The 18,052-nt window shown below is 56.1% G+C and carries 17 protein-coding genes; 3 read left to right on the top strand and 14 right to left on the bottom strand.

What is annotated here, in order from left to right:
- Window positions 1-46 precede the first annotated feature (46 nt).
- The 3 genes from P0120_05125 (at window position 47) to P0120_05135 (ending at window position 1,999) form a co-directional block, all read left to right on the top strand.
- Complete coding sequence (locus tag P0120_05125) at window positions 47-328, top strand: AbrB/MazE/SpoVT family DNA-binding domain-containing protein (protein MDF0673712.1); 282 nt, start codon at window positions 47-49, stop codon at window positions 326-328.
- A gap of 6 nt (window positions 329-334) precedes the next feature.
- Window positions 335-769: a PIN domain-containing protein gene (locus P0120_05130; GenBank protein ID MDF0673713.1), complete on the top strand. Its 435-nt coding sequence runs from the start codon at window positions 335-337 to the stop codon at window positions 767-769.
- A 999-nt stretch (window positions 770-1,768) separates the two neighbouring features.
- On the top strand, window positions 1,769-1,999 hold the full coding sequence (locus tag P0120_05135) for a YgiT-type zinc finger protein (GenBank protein MDF0673714.1): 231 nt from the start codon (window positions 1,769-1,771) through the stop codon (window positions 1,997-1,999).
- 177 nt (window positions 2,000-2,176) lie between these two features.
- On the opposite strand, the gene P0120_05140 is transcribed toward P0120_05135, so the two are convergent.
- From P0120_05140 to P0120_05205, 14 genes are all read right to left on the bottom strand, one after another.
- Window positions 2,177-2,770, bottom strand: coding sequence for a DUF2269 family protein (locus P0120_05140; GenBank protein MDF0673715.1), 594 nt, complete (start codon window positions 2,768-2,770; stop codon window positions 2,177-2,179).
- Between the two features lie 305 nt (window positions 2,771-3,075).
- Entirely contained in the window at window positions 3,076-4,923 is a 1,848-nt protein-coding gene (locus P0120_05145) for a hypothetical protein (protein ID MDF0673716.1), read from the bottom strand.
- 326 nt (window positions 4,924-5,249) lie between these two features.
- On the bottom strand, window positions 5,250-5,696 hold the full coding sequence (locus P0120_05150; protein ID MDF0673717.1) for a c-type cytochrome: 447 nt from the start codon (window positions 5,694-5,696) through the stop codon (window positions 5,250-5,252).
- Window positions 5,697-6,182: 486 nt separating this feature from the next.
- Complete coding sequence (locus tag P0120_05155; GenBank protein ID MDF0673718.1) at window positions 6,183-7,109, bottom strand: DUF4115 domain-containing protein; 927 nt, start codon at window positions 7,107-7,109, stop codon at window positions 6,183-6,185.
- Between the two features lie 7 nt (window positions 7,110-7,116).
- Window positions 7,117-7,797 carry a tetratricopeptide repeat protein gene (locus P0120_05160; GenBank protein MDF0673719.1) on the bottom strand — a complete coding sequence of 227 codons (681 nt, stop codon included), beginning with the start codon at window positions 7,795-7,797 and terminating at the stop codon, window positions 7,117-7,119.
- Complete coding sequence (locus tag P0120_05165) at window positions 7,794-8,708, bottom strand: PfkB family carbohydrate kinase (GenBank protein MDF0673720.1); 915 nt, start codon at window positions 8,706-8,708, stop codon at window positions 7,794-7,796. Before P0120_05165 ends, P0120_05160 begins: the two co-directional genes overlap by 4 nt.
- Before the next feature lie 2 nt (window positions 8,709-8,710).
- Window positions 8,711-9,610: an S-methyl-5'-thioadenosine phosphorylase gene (mtnP, locus tag P0120_05170; GenBank protein ID MDF0673721.1), complete on the bottom strand. Its 900-nt coding sequence runs from the start codon at window positions 9,608-9,610 to the stop codon at window positions 8,711-8,713.
- A 12-nt stretch (window positions 9,611-9,622) separates the two neighbouring features.
- Window positions 9,623-10,624, bottom strand: a complete 1,002-nt coding sequence (miaA, locus tag P0120_05175; protein ID MDF0673722.1) for a tRNA (adenosine(37)-N6)-dimethylallyltransferase MiaA — start codon at window positions 10,622-10,624, stop codon at window positions 9,623-9,625.
- Window positions 10,625-10,715: 91 nt separating this feature from the next.
- Window positions 10,716-12,488 carry a DNA mismatch repair endonuclease MutL gene (mutL, locus tag P0120_05180; GenBank protein MDF0673723.1) on the bottom strand — a complete coding sequence of 591 codons (1,773 nt, stop codon included), beginning with the start codon at window positions 12,486-12,488 and terminating at the stop codon, window positions 10,716-10,718.
- Window positions 12,489-12,551: 63 nt separating this feature from the next.
- A complete protein-coding gene (gene ybgF / locus P0120_05185) occupies window positions 12,552-13,313 on the bottom strand; it encodes a tol-pal system protein YbgF (GenBank protein MDF0673724.1) in 762 nt (253 codons plus the stop codon).
- Between the two features lie 4 nt (window positions 13,314-13,317).
- Window positions 13,318-14,721 carry a tol-pal system protein YbgF gene (gene ybgF, locus P0120_05190; GenBank protein MDF0673725.1) on the bottom strand — a complete coding sequence of 468 codons (1,404 nt, stop codon included), beginning with the start codon at window positions 14,719-14,721 and terminating at the stop codon, window positions 13,318-13,320.
- A 64-nt stretch (window positions 14,722-14,785) separates the two neighbouring features.
- On the bottom strand, window positions 14,786-15,511 hold the full coding sequence (gene pal, locus P0120_05195) for a peptidoglycan-associated lipoprotein Pal (GenBank protein ID MDF0673726.1): 726 nt from the start codon (window positions 15,509-15,511) through the stop codon (window positions 14,786-14,788).
- Between the two features lie 78 nt (window positions 15,512-15,589).
- Entirely contained in the window at window positions 15,590-16,930 is a 1,341-nt protein-coding gene (tolB, locus tag P0120_05200) for a Tol-Pal system beta propeller repeat protein TolB (protein MDF0673727.1), read from the bottom strand.
- 3 nt (window positions 16,931-16,933) lie between these two features.
- Window positions 16,934-18,049, bottom strand: a complete 1,116-nt coding sequence (locus P0120_05205) for a TonB family protein (protein MDF0673728.1) — start codon at window positions 18,047-18,049, stop codon at window positions 16,934-16,936.
- Between the last annotated feature and the right edge of the window lie 3 nt (window positions 18,050-18,052).

Consider the following 18,052-nt stretch of genomic DNA (forward strand, 5'->3'; position numbering starts at 1 on the left):
TAAGCCCATAGGCAATGTCACACGGTCCTGCTTGCATGATGGTGAAATGAATGGTAAAATCAATACCATGAAAACCACCATCGATGCTGCCGGTCGTTTGGTGATTCCCAAGGAACTACGACGGGAAGCCGGACTACAGCCAGGCAGCGAGCTGGAGATTCGTTGGCGGCAGGGACTGATTGAAATCGAGCCGGCACCGCTTCCCGTCAAGCTGAAGAAACGTGGCCGGTTCCTTGTCGCGATGCCAGATCAGCCGACCGAGCAACTCACAAGCGAGACCGTCGAGCGGACACGCCGGCAGCTCACTCGCGAAAGAGCAGTCTCCTAGCCATGTATGGGTAGTTTTCTCCCCGACACCAGCGTCATGGTCGCCACGGTGTGCACCTGGCATGAGCACCATGAGCGAGCCATTACGGAAATGGAGCGCCGACTTGCGGAGCGGGAATCTCTGGTCATCGCCACGCCAACTCTGATCGAGGCCTACGCAGTACTCACCAGACTCCCGCCGCCCCATCGACTGTCGCCGAAGGACGCGATCGCTCTGATCGAGACCAGCTTTCTTAACGTCGGAACACTCGTGGGCTTGGACAACAAAGCCTTTCGGCCGCTGCTCCGAGAGGCTGCCGACCACGACATAGCAGGCGGTCGGACCTATGATTGGGTGATCGCCGCTTGCGCTAGGGCCGCGCGAGTGAAGACCTTACTCACCTTCAATGCGCGGGACTTTGTGAGCTTTCGCCTGGACGACATCGAAATTCGTACCCCTTAAACGCCGAAACAGAACTCCTATCCTACGCAACCTCACGATCACTTGCCCCAAAGGCATGTCAATAGGGAATTATCACTTGTGAGGACTGGGCCATTTGGGGTTACCCCGAGGATCGAACCGGCTCTCGCAATGCAGAAGACAAGTCCCACCCCAAACTTTCTTCCCAATCGCAACTCATTGGAGCAGCAACGGCTATTGCGTATTGCTCAAAGATTCGCGGCGTGCTATACGGACAGAACTTGGCGGATCCGGCTCTTTTTTATGCAGATCGTCCTAAACATTGTTAGGTGGCGCCATATTCAACTCTGCGAGCCAGCCCGAAAGACGCGACTCGCACGGGCAGAGAGGTTTAAGCCGATGGCCAAGGTGTTCATAAGCCACGCAACAGAAGATCGTGCCTTCGTCGAGAATGAGCTGGTCCCGGAGCTCCAGCAGTTAGGAATCGAGATCTGGTACTCCAGAACTGACATTCGCGCAGGGACACTGTATGAGCGTAGTATTAGGGAAGGCTTAAATTCGAGTGAATGGTTTCTCGTTGTTGTGTCGCCAAGCTCTGCGAGGTCGGAATGGGTCCAGGACGAGCTCGCGTGGGCCATGGATCATCGCCCACATAATCGAATCGTTCCGGTGTTGCTCCAAGGGGGGAATCTAAATGACTTTCACATTCGCCTGCCCAGAATCCAATACGTCGATTACGTCGCGGGCAGCGAGACCGGGCGCAGCCAACTGAGAGCCATCTGCTGGACTGGGACGGCCTCACCCTCCTGACCGCTGGCCCGATCTCGTCAAGAGCTTGGAAATTTGCAGCTCCGTGAGCAACTATAAAATAGGATCGCATATTCTCATTTGGGGTCTTGAATCGTGCATGGCGCAGGAATACAGATTCAGCTTTGCTGTTCTACATCCCCAACCACGCCTTCCGGCCGTTTTCCTCGAGCATAATGGCACCCTCACTCCTGACCCTGCAGAATGGTATGATTACTCCCGACGGAGGTAGCCATGTTTCACTGTCATGTGTGCGGGAAGACCGAGAGCCGTCAGGAACTTGTGAGCGAGGTTTTTGATATCGATGGCAGGCCCGTGCGGGTTGAGCAGATCCCCGCAACCATCTGCGCTCATTGTGGCGAACCGGTGTTCAGTCGGGACACCACGGAACGAGTTCGTCGCATGGTGCACGGCGAGGCTAAGCCGATCAAGTCCATTCAGATGGACGTGTTCGCCTACCGGTAAAGCCAAGTTTCGATTCGATCCCATCCCTGCGAGAATCCTCATGCGAATGCGTGGCAATCATGGGGTCGGATCTTGAATCAGCATGGCGCAGAAATACACAGATTCCGCTTTGCCGTTCGACATCCCCCAGCAGACGCCACTCCCTGCCGCCCTCTTTCCCTGCGAGCGAGACCGCAGCTAGTTCGGCTTGTCGTATGTCGGCGGGACCCACGGATAGAGGCGAGGAATCCAGATGGTCAGTGCCGTCGCAACGGCCAGCGCACAGATCGCACCGACAATAAATTGAGTCCAGGTGTTGGGCCGGATGGCCCCAAGCGACACAATGAGCAAGAGCATGGGAAGGTCCAAGAAATGGGTGAACGTCGGCACCTGCTCTTGTCGAGCACGAGTGAGGTCCGGCGTCACGCCTCCGTGATTCAACGCCTCACCCGTCAGGCGACGGAGTCGCATGAAGTAGAGCCGCGTCACGGTGTTCCCTTCGACGAATTCCAGCACGAACAGCACGATCATCCCCGCCAGCCACGGATGCTGCATGAATCCCCACCCGCCCCAGACTTCCGCCGTCATCCACGCGCCTGATATAAACAGAATGATGGCACCAGGCACCACGACGCCATCATAGAAGACCACGATGCTCCGAACGGCTTCCGCGAAGCGAATAAGGTCGCGCACGTTCCGTGAACGCATATCCGAGATCCAGACACCGATTAATCCAGACCCGATCAGCATCAAGCCGATCAAGTGGGCATAACGCAGTAAAGAGTAGCTCATGGCCTCTCATGTCCTGATCAACGCGTGGCACAGTATCTTCCATCGGAATGCTGGTGACAAGCGTGAAGAACAATGGAGGCTCGTTCTTGCCATCCGACACCCCTCGGCAGCTGCCAGACCCTCCACTTTCTCTTTTACATCAGCACCCGTGTGACCCACCGTCACTGACGTCTTGACCGTCCTTCATTCGAACCGTCGTCGTTTCGCGACAAAAAAAGAGGGTGGGGAGTTTTGTCTCCCCACCCTCTTTCGCTCTGCAACGGTCTCGACGGAGGCGATGACTCACCCCTGCAGAAACTCGGCTCCTATTGGCTACTCACCTGTAGTTGAATACTGCCCGTCTCAGTCAGCGCAGGATTGATGGTGACCGTGTACGTGTCTGCTGAAGCCAATGTGACAGGGTTGAGGGTAAAGCTTGACTCTGAACTCGTCATGCCGGCTTGCAGGATACCATTCGGGCTATAGAGGTTTACGGTCACGTTGCCGAGCTTATTATTGGTGACCTTGATCGTGGCCTGTTGGCTCGCCGTACCTGTAAACGTATAGCGTCCATTTTGGCCGGCTCGGCTGACCGTGATCGGCCGAGGGGCCGCATTCACCTTTAATGAATCCGACACCTCGGTTGAGAGAGTCAAGGTCATTTTGCCGGTGTAGCTGCCGACAGGGTTGATGACAACCGTGTACGTGCCGGTGGTCGGCAAGGGGTTTTGATCTTCGAGACCTCCGCCAGCCGTACCCACACCCGTTGAGGCTAGGATGGTCCCATCCGACGTCATAAGCGTGACCGCGCTGGATGTAATGCTCACTGACGTAAGCCCGAGATTCACCCATTGCCCAGCGTTGCCATTGAAGGTATAGCGCGCCGTCTGGCCCACCTTGGTCAGATTGACCGGCACTGAGGCTCCATCGATCGCAATAGTACCCGTGATGGGAGAGGAAAGGCCGAGCGTCATACTGCCGGTATAGTTACTAACCGGCTCCACCGTAATGGCGTAAGTCCCCGTTTCCGGCAGAGCCGTCAAAGGATCGAGACTGCCGCCACTTGGACCAACTGTGGTCGATTCCCACTTACTGCCATCCGGTTTCAGTATGGCCACAGAAGCCATGGGAATTGACACCCCCGTCAGACCGAGATTCACCCATTGCCCCTCCGTCCCGTTAAATGTATAGCGCGCCCGTTGACCCGGCACCGTCAGCGTCGGTGTCACGTTCCCTTGGTCGATCATGAGGGTACCGGTCAGTTCTGGGGCGTTATAAAGCGCAAGCTTGAGCCTCCCGGTGTAACTCAGATCCGATTCAACCAGGACTGCATAGGTTCCGGAAGCCGGAAGGACCTGTCCTGGAATCATAGCACCCACAGCACTCCCAGAGACAAACGAGATCGGCTTGCCTAACAAACTTCCATCCGGATTAACAACAGAGACGTACCCGCTTCGGATTGTCACATCGCTCACTTGCAAGCTCACCGTTTGGCCACTTTCTCCCGAGAATGTATAGCGGGCCTTCTGACCGGTACGGCTGATGTTGACCGGCACCGCCGCACCGTGAGGGGTGATGTCGCCGCCCAACTCGCTTGAAACTGTGATCGTGAAACTCCCGGTATACGTACTGAGCGGGTCGAAGAAAATGGTATAGCTCCCTGTCACCGGCAATTCCTCAAGATCAATGCTAGCGCCGTTCATCTGGCTGGAAGAGATCGTGGCCCCCGAATCGGCTCCAAACTGGTAGGCTTTCATGGATGTATACACCTTTGTCTGTGAAGACATCGGCCGCTCGCCCATAGTCGCATAGTAGTTCCTTACTGCGGGGACACGTCTGGGTATCACCCCGCCATCCGGCCCATAGACTGAAACTTGAAACTGTGTGAGCATGACACCGCTGAAGCCGATATTGATCCGCTGGCCGGCTGTACCGTCGAAGACCATCAAGCCGTTCTTATTCGGAGTTTCAATTTTCACCGTGACAGGTTCCCCATTCACAGCGATGTGACCATTGTATTCGATGTCTGCTGCCACGACGCCTGGCGGTGGGGCGGTATCTCCGGCGTAACTCCTGTCAGTGGCAGTACTGGAAATAATTCCTGTTGACCCTAGCACAAGCGTTACTGTTGCCACTCCTATCCGGCACTTCACCCACGGCCATAGGCTGTACATAGTCGCTCCTCCTAAATTATAAAAACCGACGGCTCTTGGTGGTTGCCACCTCGTTTGAGTTTGCCTTGCGACGCTGGGTTGACGCGCGGACTCTACCCTTTTTTATGTCTGTGGTGCAATCCCCCTAGGCACCATTTAGACGATTATCTGTGTGATCCCCCCAACTGGGGGGCTGAGATGGCCCGAAGCCCATTGCCTCTTGGTGTGAGGAAATATGCGGGGTTAGCCGAGCAAACAAGAGGGGCAGACGTGTCGGCGGGAAAAAAAGAGGGTGGAGAGTTGCCTCTCCACCCCGTTCTTACAACTCACCGGAAGCTTCTCAGAGACTACTCGGCCTTACAGAAGCTCCGTTCATAGTTGATGATCGCCCAGGCTTCTTCTTCCGTGATCGCGGCGGGGATCAAGGAAACCATGCCCGTTCCGGCGCTGCCGTTCTTAATGACCCAGAAAAGTTCGCCATCCTTCCGTTTCTTGTGGAACTTGCAATTGGTGAAATCCCGTGGGCTTGGGTTCAGGATCTTCCCGGCTTCGCCCTGGCCATCTCCGGCCTTGCCATGACAATTGAAGCAGGTGCCCTTCCCTTCGTAAAGCGCCTTGCCTTTGGCGATGCTCTCCGGGCTGGAAGCGACCGGATTCTTCAGAGCTTTTGCGTCCGCTGCTTGATCGGGCGGAACACGAGGCTTCAAAGGATCTTTTTCTTCAGCCCCAACCACTGCGACCGAGAGAAATACAACTGCTGCAGTGACCCCTAAAAACTTGGACAGATACCCCATCACACGTCCTCCTTTGTGTTGAACCCACCGAGCCTGAGTGACACTCCAGGCCGCCGACTTGTCTTCATGATTTTCAAGAGCCAAGTAAAACGCACGAACTATACCAACGCCTCTGAATTCCTGTCAAGAAAACACCCCTCACCCCATCGCTCATCGCGTCTTGTTGTTACATAAATAAATGGAGATCAAACCTCATACCAACACCAACTTACAAACAGGCAAGAGAATGTCGGTATTTACGTGGTTCACTGCAGCCCATTCCACATTTTCATCGATTTCGTGGCGCCTCTGCGCCTCAGCTACACCCTCCACGCCTCATTGACAACGATACAATACCCGTTAGCTGCGGCATCCGGAAATGTGGCCGTGAACATCCATCTGAAAATCAAAGGTCCACCCAGGCGACGCTTGATCGGATTTGTAGCAGATTAGGACCGGAAGGCAAGCACGGACAGCTTGACCGAATATGATTGGAGAGGCGTGGTGCTATCGTTTCAGAACAATGTCGCGGGCAACTTTGCCGCTCGGTCCGAACGGCTTTTGCGGTTTGCCGTTTAACTCGGCCTTCACTCCTCCGGCGTTTCCAAGGGTCAAGATGAATTGGTCCTGTCCCTTCCAATGGGCTTTTTCGCCTGGTCGTAACAACGACTCCTGAGGACTCCCGTTATCGATCTGCACGACGACCCAGCTCAATTCCGTCGCTTCCAAGTCTAACACCAACTGACCGTCCCCAAAACGCTCCGTTGCGTTCAGGCCGATGCCAGCTAACGGACCATCACTACCGGGAGCGGCCGTCGACGCTGTAGAAACCGTTTCCGGCTCTGATCGAGAGGCTGCGCCTGCAGGTGTGATAGGTTCCTGTCGCGGTGGGGCCTCGGTCGCCTTTGCCGATCCGGCGGGTGTTTCGGTGGGCTTCGGAACCCCTGCCGTACGTTCAGGATCACGGGCCGTTGAGGCCGGAACCTCTTTCGCCGCTTGGGTCGTGCGTTTCGTCGCAGGCCCTTGTTCAGGAGCCCCACGCCGAAAGACCGACGACTGCTCTCGACTGAGAAGAAAGATCAGCGTCAGTACGGCGATACTGATCGCGATCGTCACCGCTTTCCGATTGGACTGACGCTTCCGGTCTTCTTCAATCTGTCGCACCTTGAGCCGTTCACGCTCGTCCTGTTTCTCGTAAAAGGAACCCGCCGATTGGATAAAGCGGTGAATCGCATCTTCTTCATCCAAGCCCAGCGATCGGGCGTAGGAACGTACAAACCCCTTGGCGAAGACTTGGTCGGGTAACTTGGCGAAATTACCGTCCTCAAGTGCCTTAACGAAATCCGTGCGAATGCGGGTTTTCGACGCCACCTCATCAACGGTCAACCCTTTGGTCTCTCGGACTTGCCTGAAGAATTCGCCGACTGACTCCATAAGTCTCCTACTTCAATCGCGCCAAGAGTGCCGCTGCCGCTTCCGCCAGCTCTCCACCTTTATCCAAGGTGGCCACCTTCTTCAAAGTTTCCCGGGCTCTGTTCGTATAACCCAATTTATAATACACCCGACCAAGCTCAAGATGAGTCATTGCAGGCGGAACACTTGGTGGGCTTGCGGACGCCGCATCTTCCAGCGCCTCCATCGAACCCTGAAGATCGCCCTGGTGTGCCAGTGCGCGACCGAGATGATATCGAGCCAAGTCCGGCGTCGGATAGAGGGGATTCGCCAGGGCCTGCTGATAGGATTGGATCGCCTCGTCCCACCGATCCTGATTGGCCAGAACTTGCCCCAGATACGTATGCGCTTCAGAATAGGTTTCATCGATTTTGATCGCCGCGCGGAATTGCTCTTCCGCGTAGGACAACTTGCCCTGCAGCGCGTACACATGTCCCAGTGCGTACCGCGCCTCCTTATTGGCCGGATTCAACTGGACTGACTTCTGGAACGAGACAAAAGCCTTTTGGCGATCCCCAGGGAGGCTGGCGACACCCTCCTGATAATACCCTTGCGATTTTTGCAGCACTTCCTTGTCGTTCGCACACCCTCCCAACGTACTTATGAGTCCTACACACACCAGGAGATGGTATTCTGGCCGCCGATGGAACCGCCGATCGCGCATGGTCATTGAACATCCTCAAAATGCGTGAGCCGCTTAAACTCGACGAACCGAGCCTGAATCTCTTTGTAATCCAGGATGCGCAATCGGTCAAGACTAAAGGATTCTACGGTAAATGACGCCATCACGCTTCCAAAGATGATGGCCTGTCTCATGGCCTCCGGAGACCGGTTTCCTGTCGCCGCCAAGTAGCCCAGAAATCCCCCGGCGAAGGTATCTCCGGCACCGGTCGGATCGCGGACGTCTTCGAGCGGAAAAGCCGGCGCGCCGAAAATCTGCTTTTCGTTGAACATGAGCACGCCATACTCGCCCCGCTTGACGATGAGATGCTTGGGTCCTCGTGAAAGCACGAGCTTCGCCACTTTTACCAGGTTGGAATCCTGTCCGAGTGCGCGCGCCTCACCGTCGTTGATGATCAGAATGTCCACCTTCTCCAACACCTTCCAAAGCGCCTCGCGCTGGCCGTTGATCCAGAAATTCATCGTGTCGCAGGCTACCAATGCGGGACGTTTCACCTTGTGCAGAACATCGAGCTGAAGCTCCGGATGGATGTTGCCCAGGAACAGCACGTCCGGCGCACGATAGGCCTCCGGGATCTGAGGGCGAAACGTTTCGAACACATTGAGCTGCGTATCCAAGGTATGCGCCTCGTTCAATTGGTGCGTGTATTCCCCCTTCCAGCGAAAGGTCGCCCCTGGGCGGCGTTCCAGACCGGTGAGATCAATCCCACGGTTTTTGAGAAACGCGATATGCTGGTGGGGAAAATCATCTCCAACCACGGCAATGAGTGCGACCGACGTGAAGAAGCTGGCCGCCGTTGAGAAATAGGTGGCCGACCCTCCAAGAATCTCGGTTCCTTCACCGAAAGGGGTTTTGACCGTATCGAGTGCAACCGATCCCACGACCAACAGTTTCCCCATGACTAACGGACTCCTTTCTTCGGTGCCAGCGCACGGTCAATAAGCACGGCGAGCTTCTTCCGAACAGCTGTAGGAATTCGGTTCGGCGCCGTCAGAATGGCATTGTCCAATGCCCGATGACAGGGGCAGTCTCTCGGATCGACGAAGGACGGCACCACCACGCGGAGTATCTGTTTGGCTAGAGCCACGTTACGATGAAGCGTCCCCAATACCGCTTCCACCGTGACCGCCTCTTCCGTTTCATGCCAGCAGTCATAATCGGTCACCAGCGCCAAGGTCGCGTAACAGAGCTCCGCCTCACGCGCCAGTTTCGCTTCCGGCATGTTGGTCATGCCGATCACATCGACGCCCCATTGCCGGTAGAGTCGTGATTCCGCTTTCGTCGAAAACTGCGGCCCCTCCATGCAGAGATAGGTCCCGCTGCGATGCAACTTGGCGCCGACCCGTTCCCCAGCCGCCAGGAGAGCCTGTCCCAGTTCGGCACAAATCGGCTCGCCGAAGGCGACATGCGCCACGACTCCGTTGTCAAAAAATGTCGAGACGCGCCGCTTTGTGAGGTCGAGGAACTGGTCAGGCACAACGACGTCGCCCGGGTGAATTGATTCCTTCATGCTGCCGACCGCACTGATCGAAATCACATGAGACACCCCCAGAGACTTGAGCGCGAAAATGTTTGCGCGGTAGTTGATCCCGCTCGGATTCAACAAATGCCCCCGCCCATGCCGTGAAAGAAATGCGACTTGAATTCCGTCAAGCAAGCCGACGGTGATCGCATCGGAAGGAGCCCCGAAGGGTGTCCGGACTCGGATGGACCGAGCGGAAGTGAGCCCTTCAATATCATACAGTCCGCTTCCTCCGATCACCCCGACGGTCACCCGCTCATCCTGTCTTTTTCTCTTCATGCAGATCCTTTCCTAAGAGGCCGGCTGCAACGCCGCAGGCTGTTTCTGTTGTCCAAGATCCCCCACAAATTGATCGATGAGTGCGATTACTCGTTCCGCCGTCCGCTCATAGGGCTCGCTGTCCTCGATCGACAACCACACAACTCCCGCTTCACTTCGAAACCAGGTCATCTGCCGTTTCGCAAAACGTCTCGTGTCGCGCTTGAACCGACGCACCATTTCGGCGTAATCGCACTCATTCGCCAAATAGGCTCCGACCTGGCGATAGCCGAGACCTTTCATCGAACCGAGCTCGCGCCCGTATCCCTGGCCGAGCAATAATCGAGTCTCTTCTACCATCCCATGAGTCAGCTGCCAATCGATTCGTTCTTCAATCCTTCGATACAGGGTCTCTTTCCTTCGCTCAAGGCCAATCAGAAGAGAGGAAAATGGAGTCTCCTGAAACCCGTGTTCGGCCTGCATGGTCGACAGTGGGCGCCCGGATAGCCGAAAGACTTCTAACGCCCGCATGACCTTGGATTCATCATTCGGATGCAACCGTGCTGCCGTTTCAGGATCAACGCGCAGCAGCTCTGCATAGAGACCATCTCGTCCCCGCTCGTCTCTCGATTTCTTGAGGTCTGCTCTCACGTGAGGATCAGCCTGGGGCGCTGGACACAACCCTCTCACCAAGGTTCGGATATACAACCCGGTTCCACCCACCACGAAAGGCAACCGCCCCGCACTGTATAAGCGTTCGATTTCCACCATCGCGACTCGCCGATACCAACCGGCGTTGAACATTTCGCTGGGGTCGACCAAATCGATAAGACGGTGCGACACCGCCTGACGCTCCTCGACGGTCGGCTTATCCGTTCCAATGTCCATCCCGCAATACACTTGACGGGAATCCGCCGCCAGCACGTCCGTCTCAAGGTATTTGGCCACTTGTACTGCAATCCGACTTTTACCGACGGCCGTCGGACCGAGCAGCACGACGAGGGGACGGTAGTGGAGCCACTGATCTGATCGCATGTCACGCGAACGCTGCCGCGCCGATGATAGACCTATCTGCCGGGACCAAAGCTCTCCATCGAATATCCGTAGCCTCCGTCGGAATCATCAGCTACCAACCAGCTCGTCCGAACATTTTCTCCAGATCTGCGATGCCGAGTCGGAACGACGTTCTCCGCCCGTGCGGACAGGTTGTGATCTCTCCTTCGGTACGCCATTCCTCAACCAGAGCCTTGATTTCTTCCGGTTTCATCGAGCGACCGGCCCGAACCGCCCCGTGGCACGCCAACGATGCCAGGACTGATCGCACTCGTGCCTCCAGACTCGAGCCACTGTCCCATTGCGTGAGATCATCCATGAGATCCTGTAGAAACGTGGTCGGATCGATCTTGCCCAGACCGATCGGAATCGCTCTGACCAAGACGGTTGAGGAGCCAAATGGTTCTATTTCCATCCCCAATTGCTGCAGATCGTTTTGGTAACGTTGAAGCAATGCCGTCTGAGGTGGCGACAGTTCCACCGGATCGGGGATCAACAGAGGCTGGGCCTGGATACCACGGGTCGTCCAAGCTCGGTACAGTCGTTCAAACAGGACCCGCTCGTGAGCCGTGTGTTGATCAATCACCGTCAAATCCCCGCCGACTTGAGCGATGAGGAATGTCCGATTGATCTGCCCCAGCACGATCACCTCAGCTGAAGGCACTCGACCGTAGGGCTCCGCCGCATCGCTCACCAACGGCAATTGGGTTCCGGGGGTGGACTGCAAGGGCGTCGATTCCGCTCCAACGGATTCGGACGTGGGGAGATCCGCCACGATGGAACCCAAGGTCCGTCGCACGGAGGACTCTACGAACGGAGTCTTACCCAGCTCAGCGAGCTTTCCGCCACTCAAGGCTTTGCGGACCGCTCGCCGTACGAGTTGGTGGATCACCTCATTGTCCGAAAATCTCACTTCCCGCTTGGTCGGATGGACATTCACATCGAGGCGATCCGGATCAATTTCCAGAAACAGCACGAATCGCGGCTGACTCCCCTTGGCAAGGAATGAACCATACCCTTCCCCGACGGCATGAGAGACGGCGGCGTTGCGCACGGGACGACGGTTCACGAACAACTCTTGCGGTACGCGAGCGGATTTTGCATGGACCGCATCCACGATGTACCCGCTGACATGAGCTCCAGGAAGCGAGGCATTGATTCGGAGACTTTGGTCTATAAAAGTGCGTCGATAAACCTGGGCGATCCGATCACCACCCGACGGCGCAGACGGGTAATTGAAGATCTCCTCGCCGTTGTGCGTCAAGCAGAAATGGACGGACGGCCAGGCAAGCGATGCCTGCTGTACGACCCGGCTGATATGCATGAACTCCGTGAGGGTCGACTTCAGGAACTTCTTCCGGGCCGGCTGATTGTGGAACAACTCTGCAACTTCGACACGTGTTCCTGTGATCGGAGGAGCTTCGGCGATTCTCTCGACCGCTCCCCCGACGACTTCCAGCTCGGTCCCTACTTCGGCGGAGCGAGTCGCCGTCATCAACCGAACATGGGCGACAGCGGCGATGCTCGGCAGTGCTTCGCCTCGAAAACCCATCGTGCGGATTGACCAGAGATCCAGATCGGACCGGAGCTTGCTCGTGGCATGTCGGTGAAAAGCGCGCGGGGCATCTTCCGGACTCATACCCTCTCCGTCATCGCTCACCCGAATCAAGACAAGCCCTCCGTCCCTCACGTCGATCGTGATGGACCGACTCCCCGCATCGAGACTGTTCTCGATGAGCTCTTTGACAACCGCCGCCGGGCGTTCGACCACCTCTCCCGCTGCAATACGACCGATGACCTCTTCCGAAAGAATACAGATCTTGCCACTGCCGTCGGTTCTCAGCACGGCACGATGCTCCTCATGAGTGAGAAGGCGGTGATGGGGTGGGGCGTCGCGCCACGGCGACGATCATCGGATCTCGGCCAACTTATACTTTGCCAACTTCGATTCGTCCGATGAAGGGTACTCTTCAAGCACTCGCTTCAGATTCTTTCTCGACCTACCGAGATCGCCGGTCTCGGCCGTCGCCAGACCAAGCTTATACAGCGCCGCGGGAACCTTTTCGTTTCCTGGATACTCCGTCACGAGAGAGTCGAAGGTTTGGATGGCTCGCCCATAGTCTTTCAAGTTGTAATACGATTCTCCCAACCAATATTGAGCGTTTGGAGTCAGAGACGTGCCGGGAAAATCCTTGATGAACCGTTGGAACCCTGCGACCGCAAGCTCGTATTTCCCGCTGAGATAATCATTATATGCCAGATTGAATGCGGACGTCGGCGTGATCCCGGATACCGCCACCGTCGGTTCTGCCGATGGAGTCTGTTTAACAGGCCTCGATGCACGAGACTCTATCGAGGAATCCGGCTTGGCGGATGCCTGACCGGCAGCCTCTTCCAGCTTTGCCAATCGGCTTTCAAGTTTTTGAAAGCGTGCTGCCAGGTCCTCGAATCGCGGTTTCGCAGAATCCGTATCCTTGCTCCGCTCCACGGCATCCAATCGTCGGACCACGGCATCCACCCGTTGATGATCCTGGTCCTGCGTTCGCGAGATGGTCGAGAGCTGATGGCGCATTTCCAGAAAATCGGCATGCTTGGCACAGCCGACAAGCACGATCGTCGACGCCAACAATCCCCAGGCCGCAGAACCGGACACGAGTGTACGGACACACATGGTGTTACCGCACCTCCTTGAGTTGAGCCAGTTTGTCCGAGGCTTTTCCCGCCTCAGCAGTTTTCGGGTAGAGCGTGACCACTTGCTTAAAGGCGGACGACGCTCGCTTCCTGTCTTTTAGCGCCAAGTACGCATATCCTTTCCTTAAGATTGCAGCAGGCACCTTTTCGCTGCCGGGATAGTCGATCTCCACTTTATCGTAGGCATCGATCGCTCTCTGGAACTCTTTCTTACCGAAGTGCGACTCTCCCAGCCAAAAGCGGGCATTCGGCGCGAGGTTAGAGTTTGGATAGTCATCGAGAAATCCGGCAAATCCTTGCCGAGCACCTTCCAAGTCCCCGTCTCGAAACAAGCCTAACACCTGCTCATAGCGAACCCGATCAGGTGGATCGGCACTGGCCTGAACCGGTTCAAATTTCGGTGATTCTTGGGGAGGAACGATCGTTGTCGCACCTCCCGTGGTCTCCGGCCCAACGGACAGCCTTGAGGATTCTCCTCCACCATCCTGCATGGGTTCATTCGACCCCAGTGCGGGCTGTTGCACCGGTTTGTGAGCCTGTTGCGGAGGAGCGGACCTATTTGATACCTGCTCAAGAGTTTTCGCCAAGGCATCGATTCGACCGTCCTGCTCGTCAAGGCGAGCCGTAGCTTTTTTCCCGACTGCTTCAAGCGCCTTCGTGATGGAAATCACGCTTCGGTTGATCTCCTCCGCATGGGTCGCCCTCGTTTTTGAATCGGCATCGATTCTCGATGTGAGATGCTTAGCGGTTTGCTCGTGCTCACCCACGCGATCATTCAGACCGGTCAGCGCCTCCCGAAACCCCGTCAGCGCCTGATTGAATTGGGTGAACTTTTGAGAACTCTGTTCGATCTTATTCTGGTGCTCCATTAACTCCTTTTGGTGCCCTTCCAGCTTGACATCGACGCGTTTTACCAACCCTTCGTTCGTACGTTGGACGACGTCAATGACCTCTTTTTTCAAAGTCTCCATGGCCTTCGATAGCTCGTCCAGCCGGGCCGACACCTTCGCGTCCTGCGTCTCGAAGCTCTTCTGCATCCACAGATAACGGGTGCTGCTGTCGGATTCCAGCTTGGCCGCCAACTGTTCCAGTTTCTTTGTCTGCTGCTCCAACTGGGCTGACCGATGCTTAAAATCTTCCTGTTTGCTCTGGAGCTCTCGTGCCTGGTGCAGAGCCTTTTCGAGCTCTCCTCGCAGCTGCGGCAATTCATGTTCGCGTAAGGTCGAAATTTCCTGGTTCTGCCTGGCCCTGGTCTGGGACAGCTGTTGCTGAAGATCTTTTTCGGCTTTTTTCAGGTCGGACTGCTGCGCGACACACCCCGGCAAAAGGAGACCGCCCACAGCGATACCGAGAAGCAGACCATGTCTTGTTCGTAGTTGAGGCGTCATGTCCTGGACTCCGAACGACCACCGACAGTCAGGGCTCGTTCAGGCGAACGGCTCTGCCATCGCACTACTTGCCTGTCTTGACAACGAGATGGCCACGGCGATTCTGCGAGTAACAAGATTCCGTATGCTCCGTGCAGAACGGCCGTTCTTTGCCGTAGGAAACGACCGACAAATGAGTGGGGACCACTCCCAGTTCAACGAGATAATTCCGAACAGCCTTCGCACGCTTTTCACCCAGCACCAAATTATAGGCTGATGTGCCACGCTCGTCACAATGTCCTTCGATTTTCAGCTGTGCGTACGGATTCGATCTGGCCCATTCCGCATTGCCGGAAAGGGCATGGCGTCCCTCATCGGTGATCGAAAAGCTATCGTACGCGAAAAAGACATCCCGAAGTCCAGCCGCCACGGACGCCACCTGCTCCGCACGAATTTCAGCCAACTGGCGAGCGGCCGCGCCGGAATCTGCTTTTGCGATCACCCCGTTAGAGCGGCCGGCACCGCCTTGACTACCTCCATTGCCGCCATTTCCCGCTAACCGCTCTTCGGAAGGATTGCGATCCAACCCTCGTAGGCTATTCGCATCCTCACGCCCAGAGAACGACGTATCGGGAAAACTTGAACTGGTTCCTTCTTTGGCCCCCCCCTTAGCCATCTCTCCTCTGGCCATCTCTTCCTGCAAAGCCTGGGTATCTCCTCCTGATCGGACCGCCTTCTTCGAGCAGGCTGGAATTCCCAGCACGATGATACCAAGAATCAACGGCAAGCAGCTGGCTGGCGACGTTTTCATTAGCTTCCTTTCCTCCTATGAAATATCGTCCTTTTTCTTACAGCGAAGGACGATTGCCGTCAATGCCTTCCTGGATATTTACGATGCCGGAGACCAGGACGGTGCGCTATTGTGAGTTCCGATAAATGTAATGCGCTCGAGATCTTTACCGTCCGCATTGATCATGTAGATCTGACTCTTCCCGTCCACCGTCGAGCTGAAGACTAGATGCCGACCATCCGGAGACCAGGACGGAGAATCATCCACTCCCAGTCCTGTGGTTAATTGAAGATGTTTCTGGCCATCGGGGGTGATCACACACAGTTTGTACTCTTTCTTGGAAGTCCTGCACACGTAGGCGATCCAATTTCCTCGAGGAGACCAGGCCGGCGCCGCGTTGTAGTCTCCATCGAACGTCAAGCGACGCACGTTGGATCCATCCGCGCTCATAAGGAAAATTTGTGGTCCGCCGCCTCGATCGGACGTAAATGCAATCTCGCGCCCCGAGGGAGACCACGAGGGAGATAAGTCCCCGGCCGCATTCGTGGTGAGTCTCTGAACGGCTTTCGTACGGGTATCCAAACGATATAACTCGGCGTTTCCTTCATGGCTTGAGGCGTAGGCCAGCGCATTCCCATCGGGAGAGAAAACCGGAGTGATGTTCAACCCTCCTTGCGCGACGAGTGTCCACCGTTTTCCTGTGGCAAGCTCGATCATGTCGATATCCTGCGTGTTCCGATTACGGTACGTCGTGAAAACTAAAAACCGTCGGTCCGGCGACCAACGAGGCATCAGGTTCAAGAACCCGTCGGCAGTCAACTGACGAGGCTCGTATCCATCGTAATCCATCACGAATAACTCGCGAGCCGTTCCCAGCTCCGAGACATAGGCGATCTTCGTCCGGGCGATTCCCGGTTCTCCCGTATAGCGAAAGACCAACTCATCGGCAAAACGATGGGCCATGAGGCGGGCAACCGATGTCGAGCCGACATACCGCTTCCCTCCCACGACTTCGTTGCTGGCCGTATCATACACGTACCCATCCATACTGAGATCGGCGTCCTTGCTACCATTCTTGATTCCCGCCTTACCCCAGACAATGACCGACACCCCGTTCTCGGCGGCTTGTTTGAAGGAAGCATCAGGCTCTGCCCCGAGCTGAGCGACCTTGATGCCAAGACTCGGCAAATCGACAAGCGTGAAGACCTGCGAGCGTCGCACGTCCGCCTTGAGTATTTCTTCGATACGCGTGCCCAGCTTCACACGTCCCTCGGGTGACTCCGATCCACTCACGTTCTCAATCGCGGCGATCCCTAGTGGAATCCTCTGGAAATCCGGTCTAGTTGCTTCAAGAAAGACGTCGGCGGCACCGGACTCAATGATCCAAGCGACGCCGATTGACACACACAGGATGACAACGACACCAGCTCGGAAGGTCATGGTTTATCCTTGCGGCTCTCCGACGGTAAAAGTGAAGTGGGCGTCAAAGTACGAATCAACGATATCAGACGGAAACTTAGGTAATGGGTTTGCACTGAGAACTGCTCGTTTCCCCGCTAAATCATAGTACTCGTTACCTGAAGATTGCTCGATCGCCACACCGGTGACCGAGCCGTTCTTATGAAGTCTGAACTGTACGACAACGACGTAGGCTTGGCTGGTCAGATCCAGGGGCGGAGCATTCCAAGAATTACTGATTCGCTGTCGCACAAGCGCAAGATACGCGCTGGATCCCTGAGTCATCCCTGGAACCTTCAATGTGGTGTCGACAGCCTTGAGGTTCTGGACCTTTGCTTCAACTTGAGGGACAGGTTTTGACGGTGCTTCCACTGGGGGCGCCGCTTTGGGCACCTCAAGTTTTTTGATCTTTTTCAGTTCCTCATCCAGTTCCTTCGCCACATCCTCCGTCAAGGAGGAGGGTTGAGCGGAGGCAACCAGCCTTTTTGGGGGTGTTTCCTTGGTTTCCGTGAGGACCGGTACATCGGGCAGCTTGATCCCCGGTGATTTCCTTGGCTTGTCCTCCGGGCTGATGTCGCCGCGCTGCGGGGCATCCGGAGGCAACTCGATATCTTTCATGATATCGCGCATGAGATCATTCGACGATTTTGCCGGAGCGACCGGAGGAGGAACGGCTGCGGCCGTCACAGGAGGAAGAGACACAGGTGCCACTTTCACGGGAGGAGCAGATTTGGGCTGATCAATAGGTTTGGGTGGCTCAACAGGTTTAGGGTGCTCAATGGGCTTAGGCCGTTCGATGGCTTTAGATTGCTCGATAGGCTTGGCCTGCCGGACCGGCTTGGGTGGTTCAACCTCTTTGTCAATCGGTTGACTTTTCGCCGGTTCAACAGCCTTCTCGGGAAGAGTCGGCAGACTTGCGAGTGAAATCTCAATGGACACCAGGGGCCGTTCGCCATGTCGTGGCAGGCGAACCCAGCCCACCATCGCCAGCATGCCGACATGCAGTACCAGAGAGACGACGACGGCAAAGCCCAAGCGACGAGTCAGTGTCGCCTGCCATTCATCATCCGAGACCATGCCGGCCGTTGCCCAAGCCTGCACTGT

The sequence above is a fragment of the Nitrospira sp. genome (genome assembly GCA_029194675.1).
Taxonomy (GTDB): domain Bacteria; phylum Nitrospirota; class Nitrospiria; order Nitrospirales; family Nitrospiraceae; genus Nitrospira_D.

Bases quoted from the DNA above. Each gene is read 5' to 3' on its own strand.
- P0120_05150 (MDF0673717.1), bottom strand. From the start codon at position 5,696: ATGGGGTATCTGTCCAAGTTTTTAGGGGTCACTGCAGCAGTTGTATTT.
- P0120_05145 (MDF0673716.1), bottom strand. From the start codon at position 4,923: ATGTACAGCCTATGGCCGTGGGTGAAGTGCCGGATAGGAGTGGCAACA.
- P0120_05165 (MDF0673720.1), bottom strand. From the start codon at position 8,708: ATGGGGAAACTGTTGGTCGTGGGATCGGTTGCACTCGATACGGTCAAA.
- P0120_05125 (MDF0673712.1), top strand. From the start codon at position 47: ATGAATGGTAAAATCAATACCATGAAAACCACCATCGATGCTGCCGGT.
- P0120_05130 (MDF0673713.1), top strand. From the start codon at position 335: ATGGGTAGTTTTCTCCCCGACACCAGCGTCATGGTCGCCACGGTGTGC.
- miaA (MDF0673722.1), bottom strand. From the start codon at position 10,624: ATGCGATCAGATCAGTGGCTCCACTACCGTCCCCTCGTCGTGCTGCTC.
- tolB (MDF0673727.1), bottom strand. From the start codon at position 16,930: ATGACCTTCCGAGCTGGTGTCGTTGTCATCCTGTGTGTGTCAATCGGC.
- P0120_05160 (MDF0673719.1), bottom strand. From the start codon at position 7,797: ATGACCATGCGCGATCGGCGGTTCCATCGGCGGCCAGAATACCATCTC.
- ybgF (MDF0673724.1), bottom strand. From the start codon at position 13,313: ATGTGTGTCCGTACACTCGTGTCCGGTTCTGCGGCCTGGGGATTGTTG.
- ybgF (MDF0673725.1), bottom strand. From the start codon at position 14,721: ATGACGCCTCAACTACGAACAAGACATGGTCTGCTTCTCGGTATCGCT.
- P0120_05140 (MDF0673715.1), bottom strand. From the start codon at position 2,770: ATGAGCTACTCTTTACTGCGTTATGCCCACTTGATCGGCTTGATGCTG.
- P0120_05135 (MDF0673714.1), top strand. From the start codon at position 1,769: ATGTTTCACTGTCATGTGTGCGGGAAGACCGAGAGCCGTCAGGAACTT.
- pal (MDF0673726.1), bottom strand. From the start codon at position 15,511: ATGAAAACGTCGCCAGCCAGCTGCTTGCCGTTGATTCTTGGTATCATC.
- mtnP (MDF0673721.1), bottom strand. From the start codon at position 9,610: ATGAAGAGAAAAAGACAGGATGAGCGGGTGACCGTCGGGGTGATCGGA.
- P0120_05155 (MDF0673718.1), bottom strand. From the start codon at position 7,109: ATGGAGTCAGTCGGCGAATTCTTCAGGCAAGTCCGAGAGACCAAAGGG.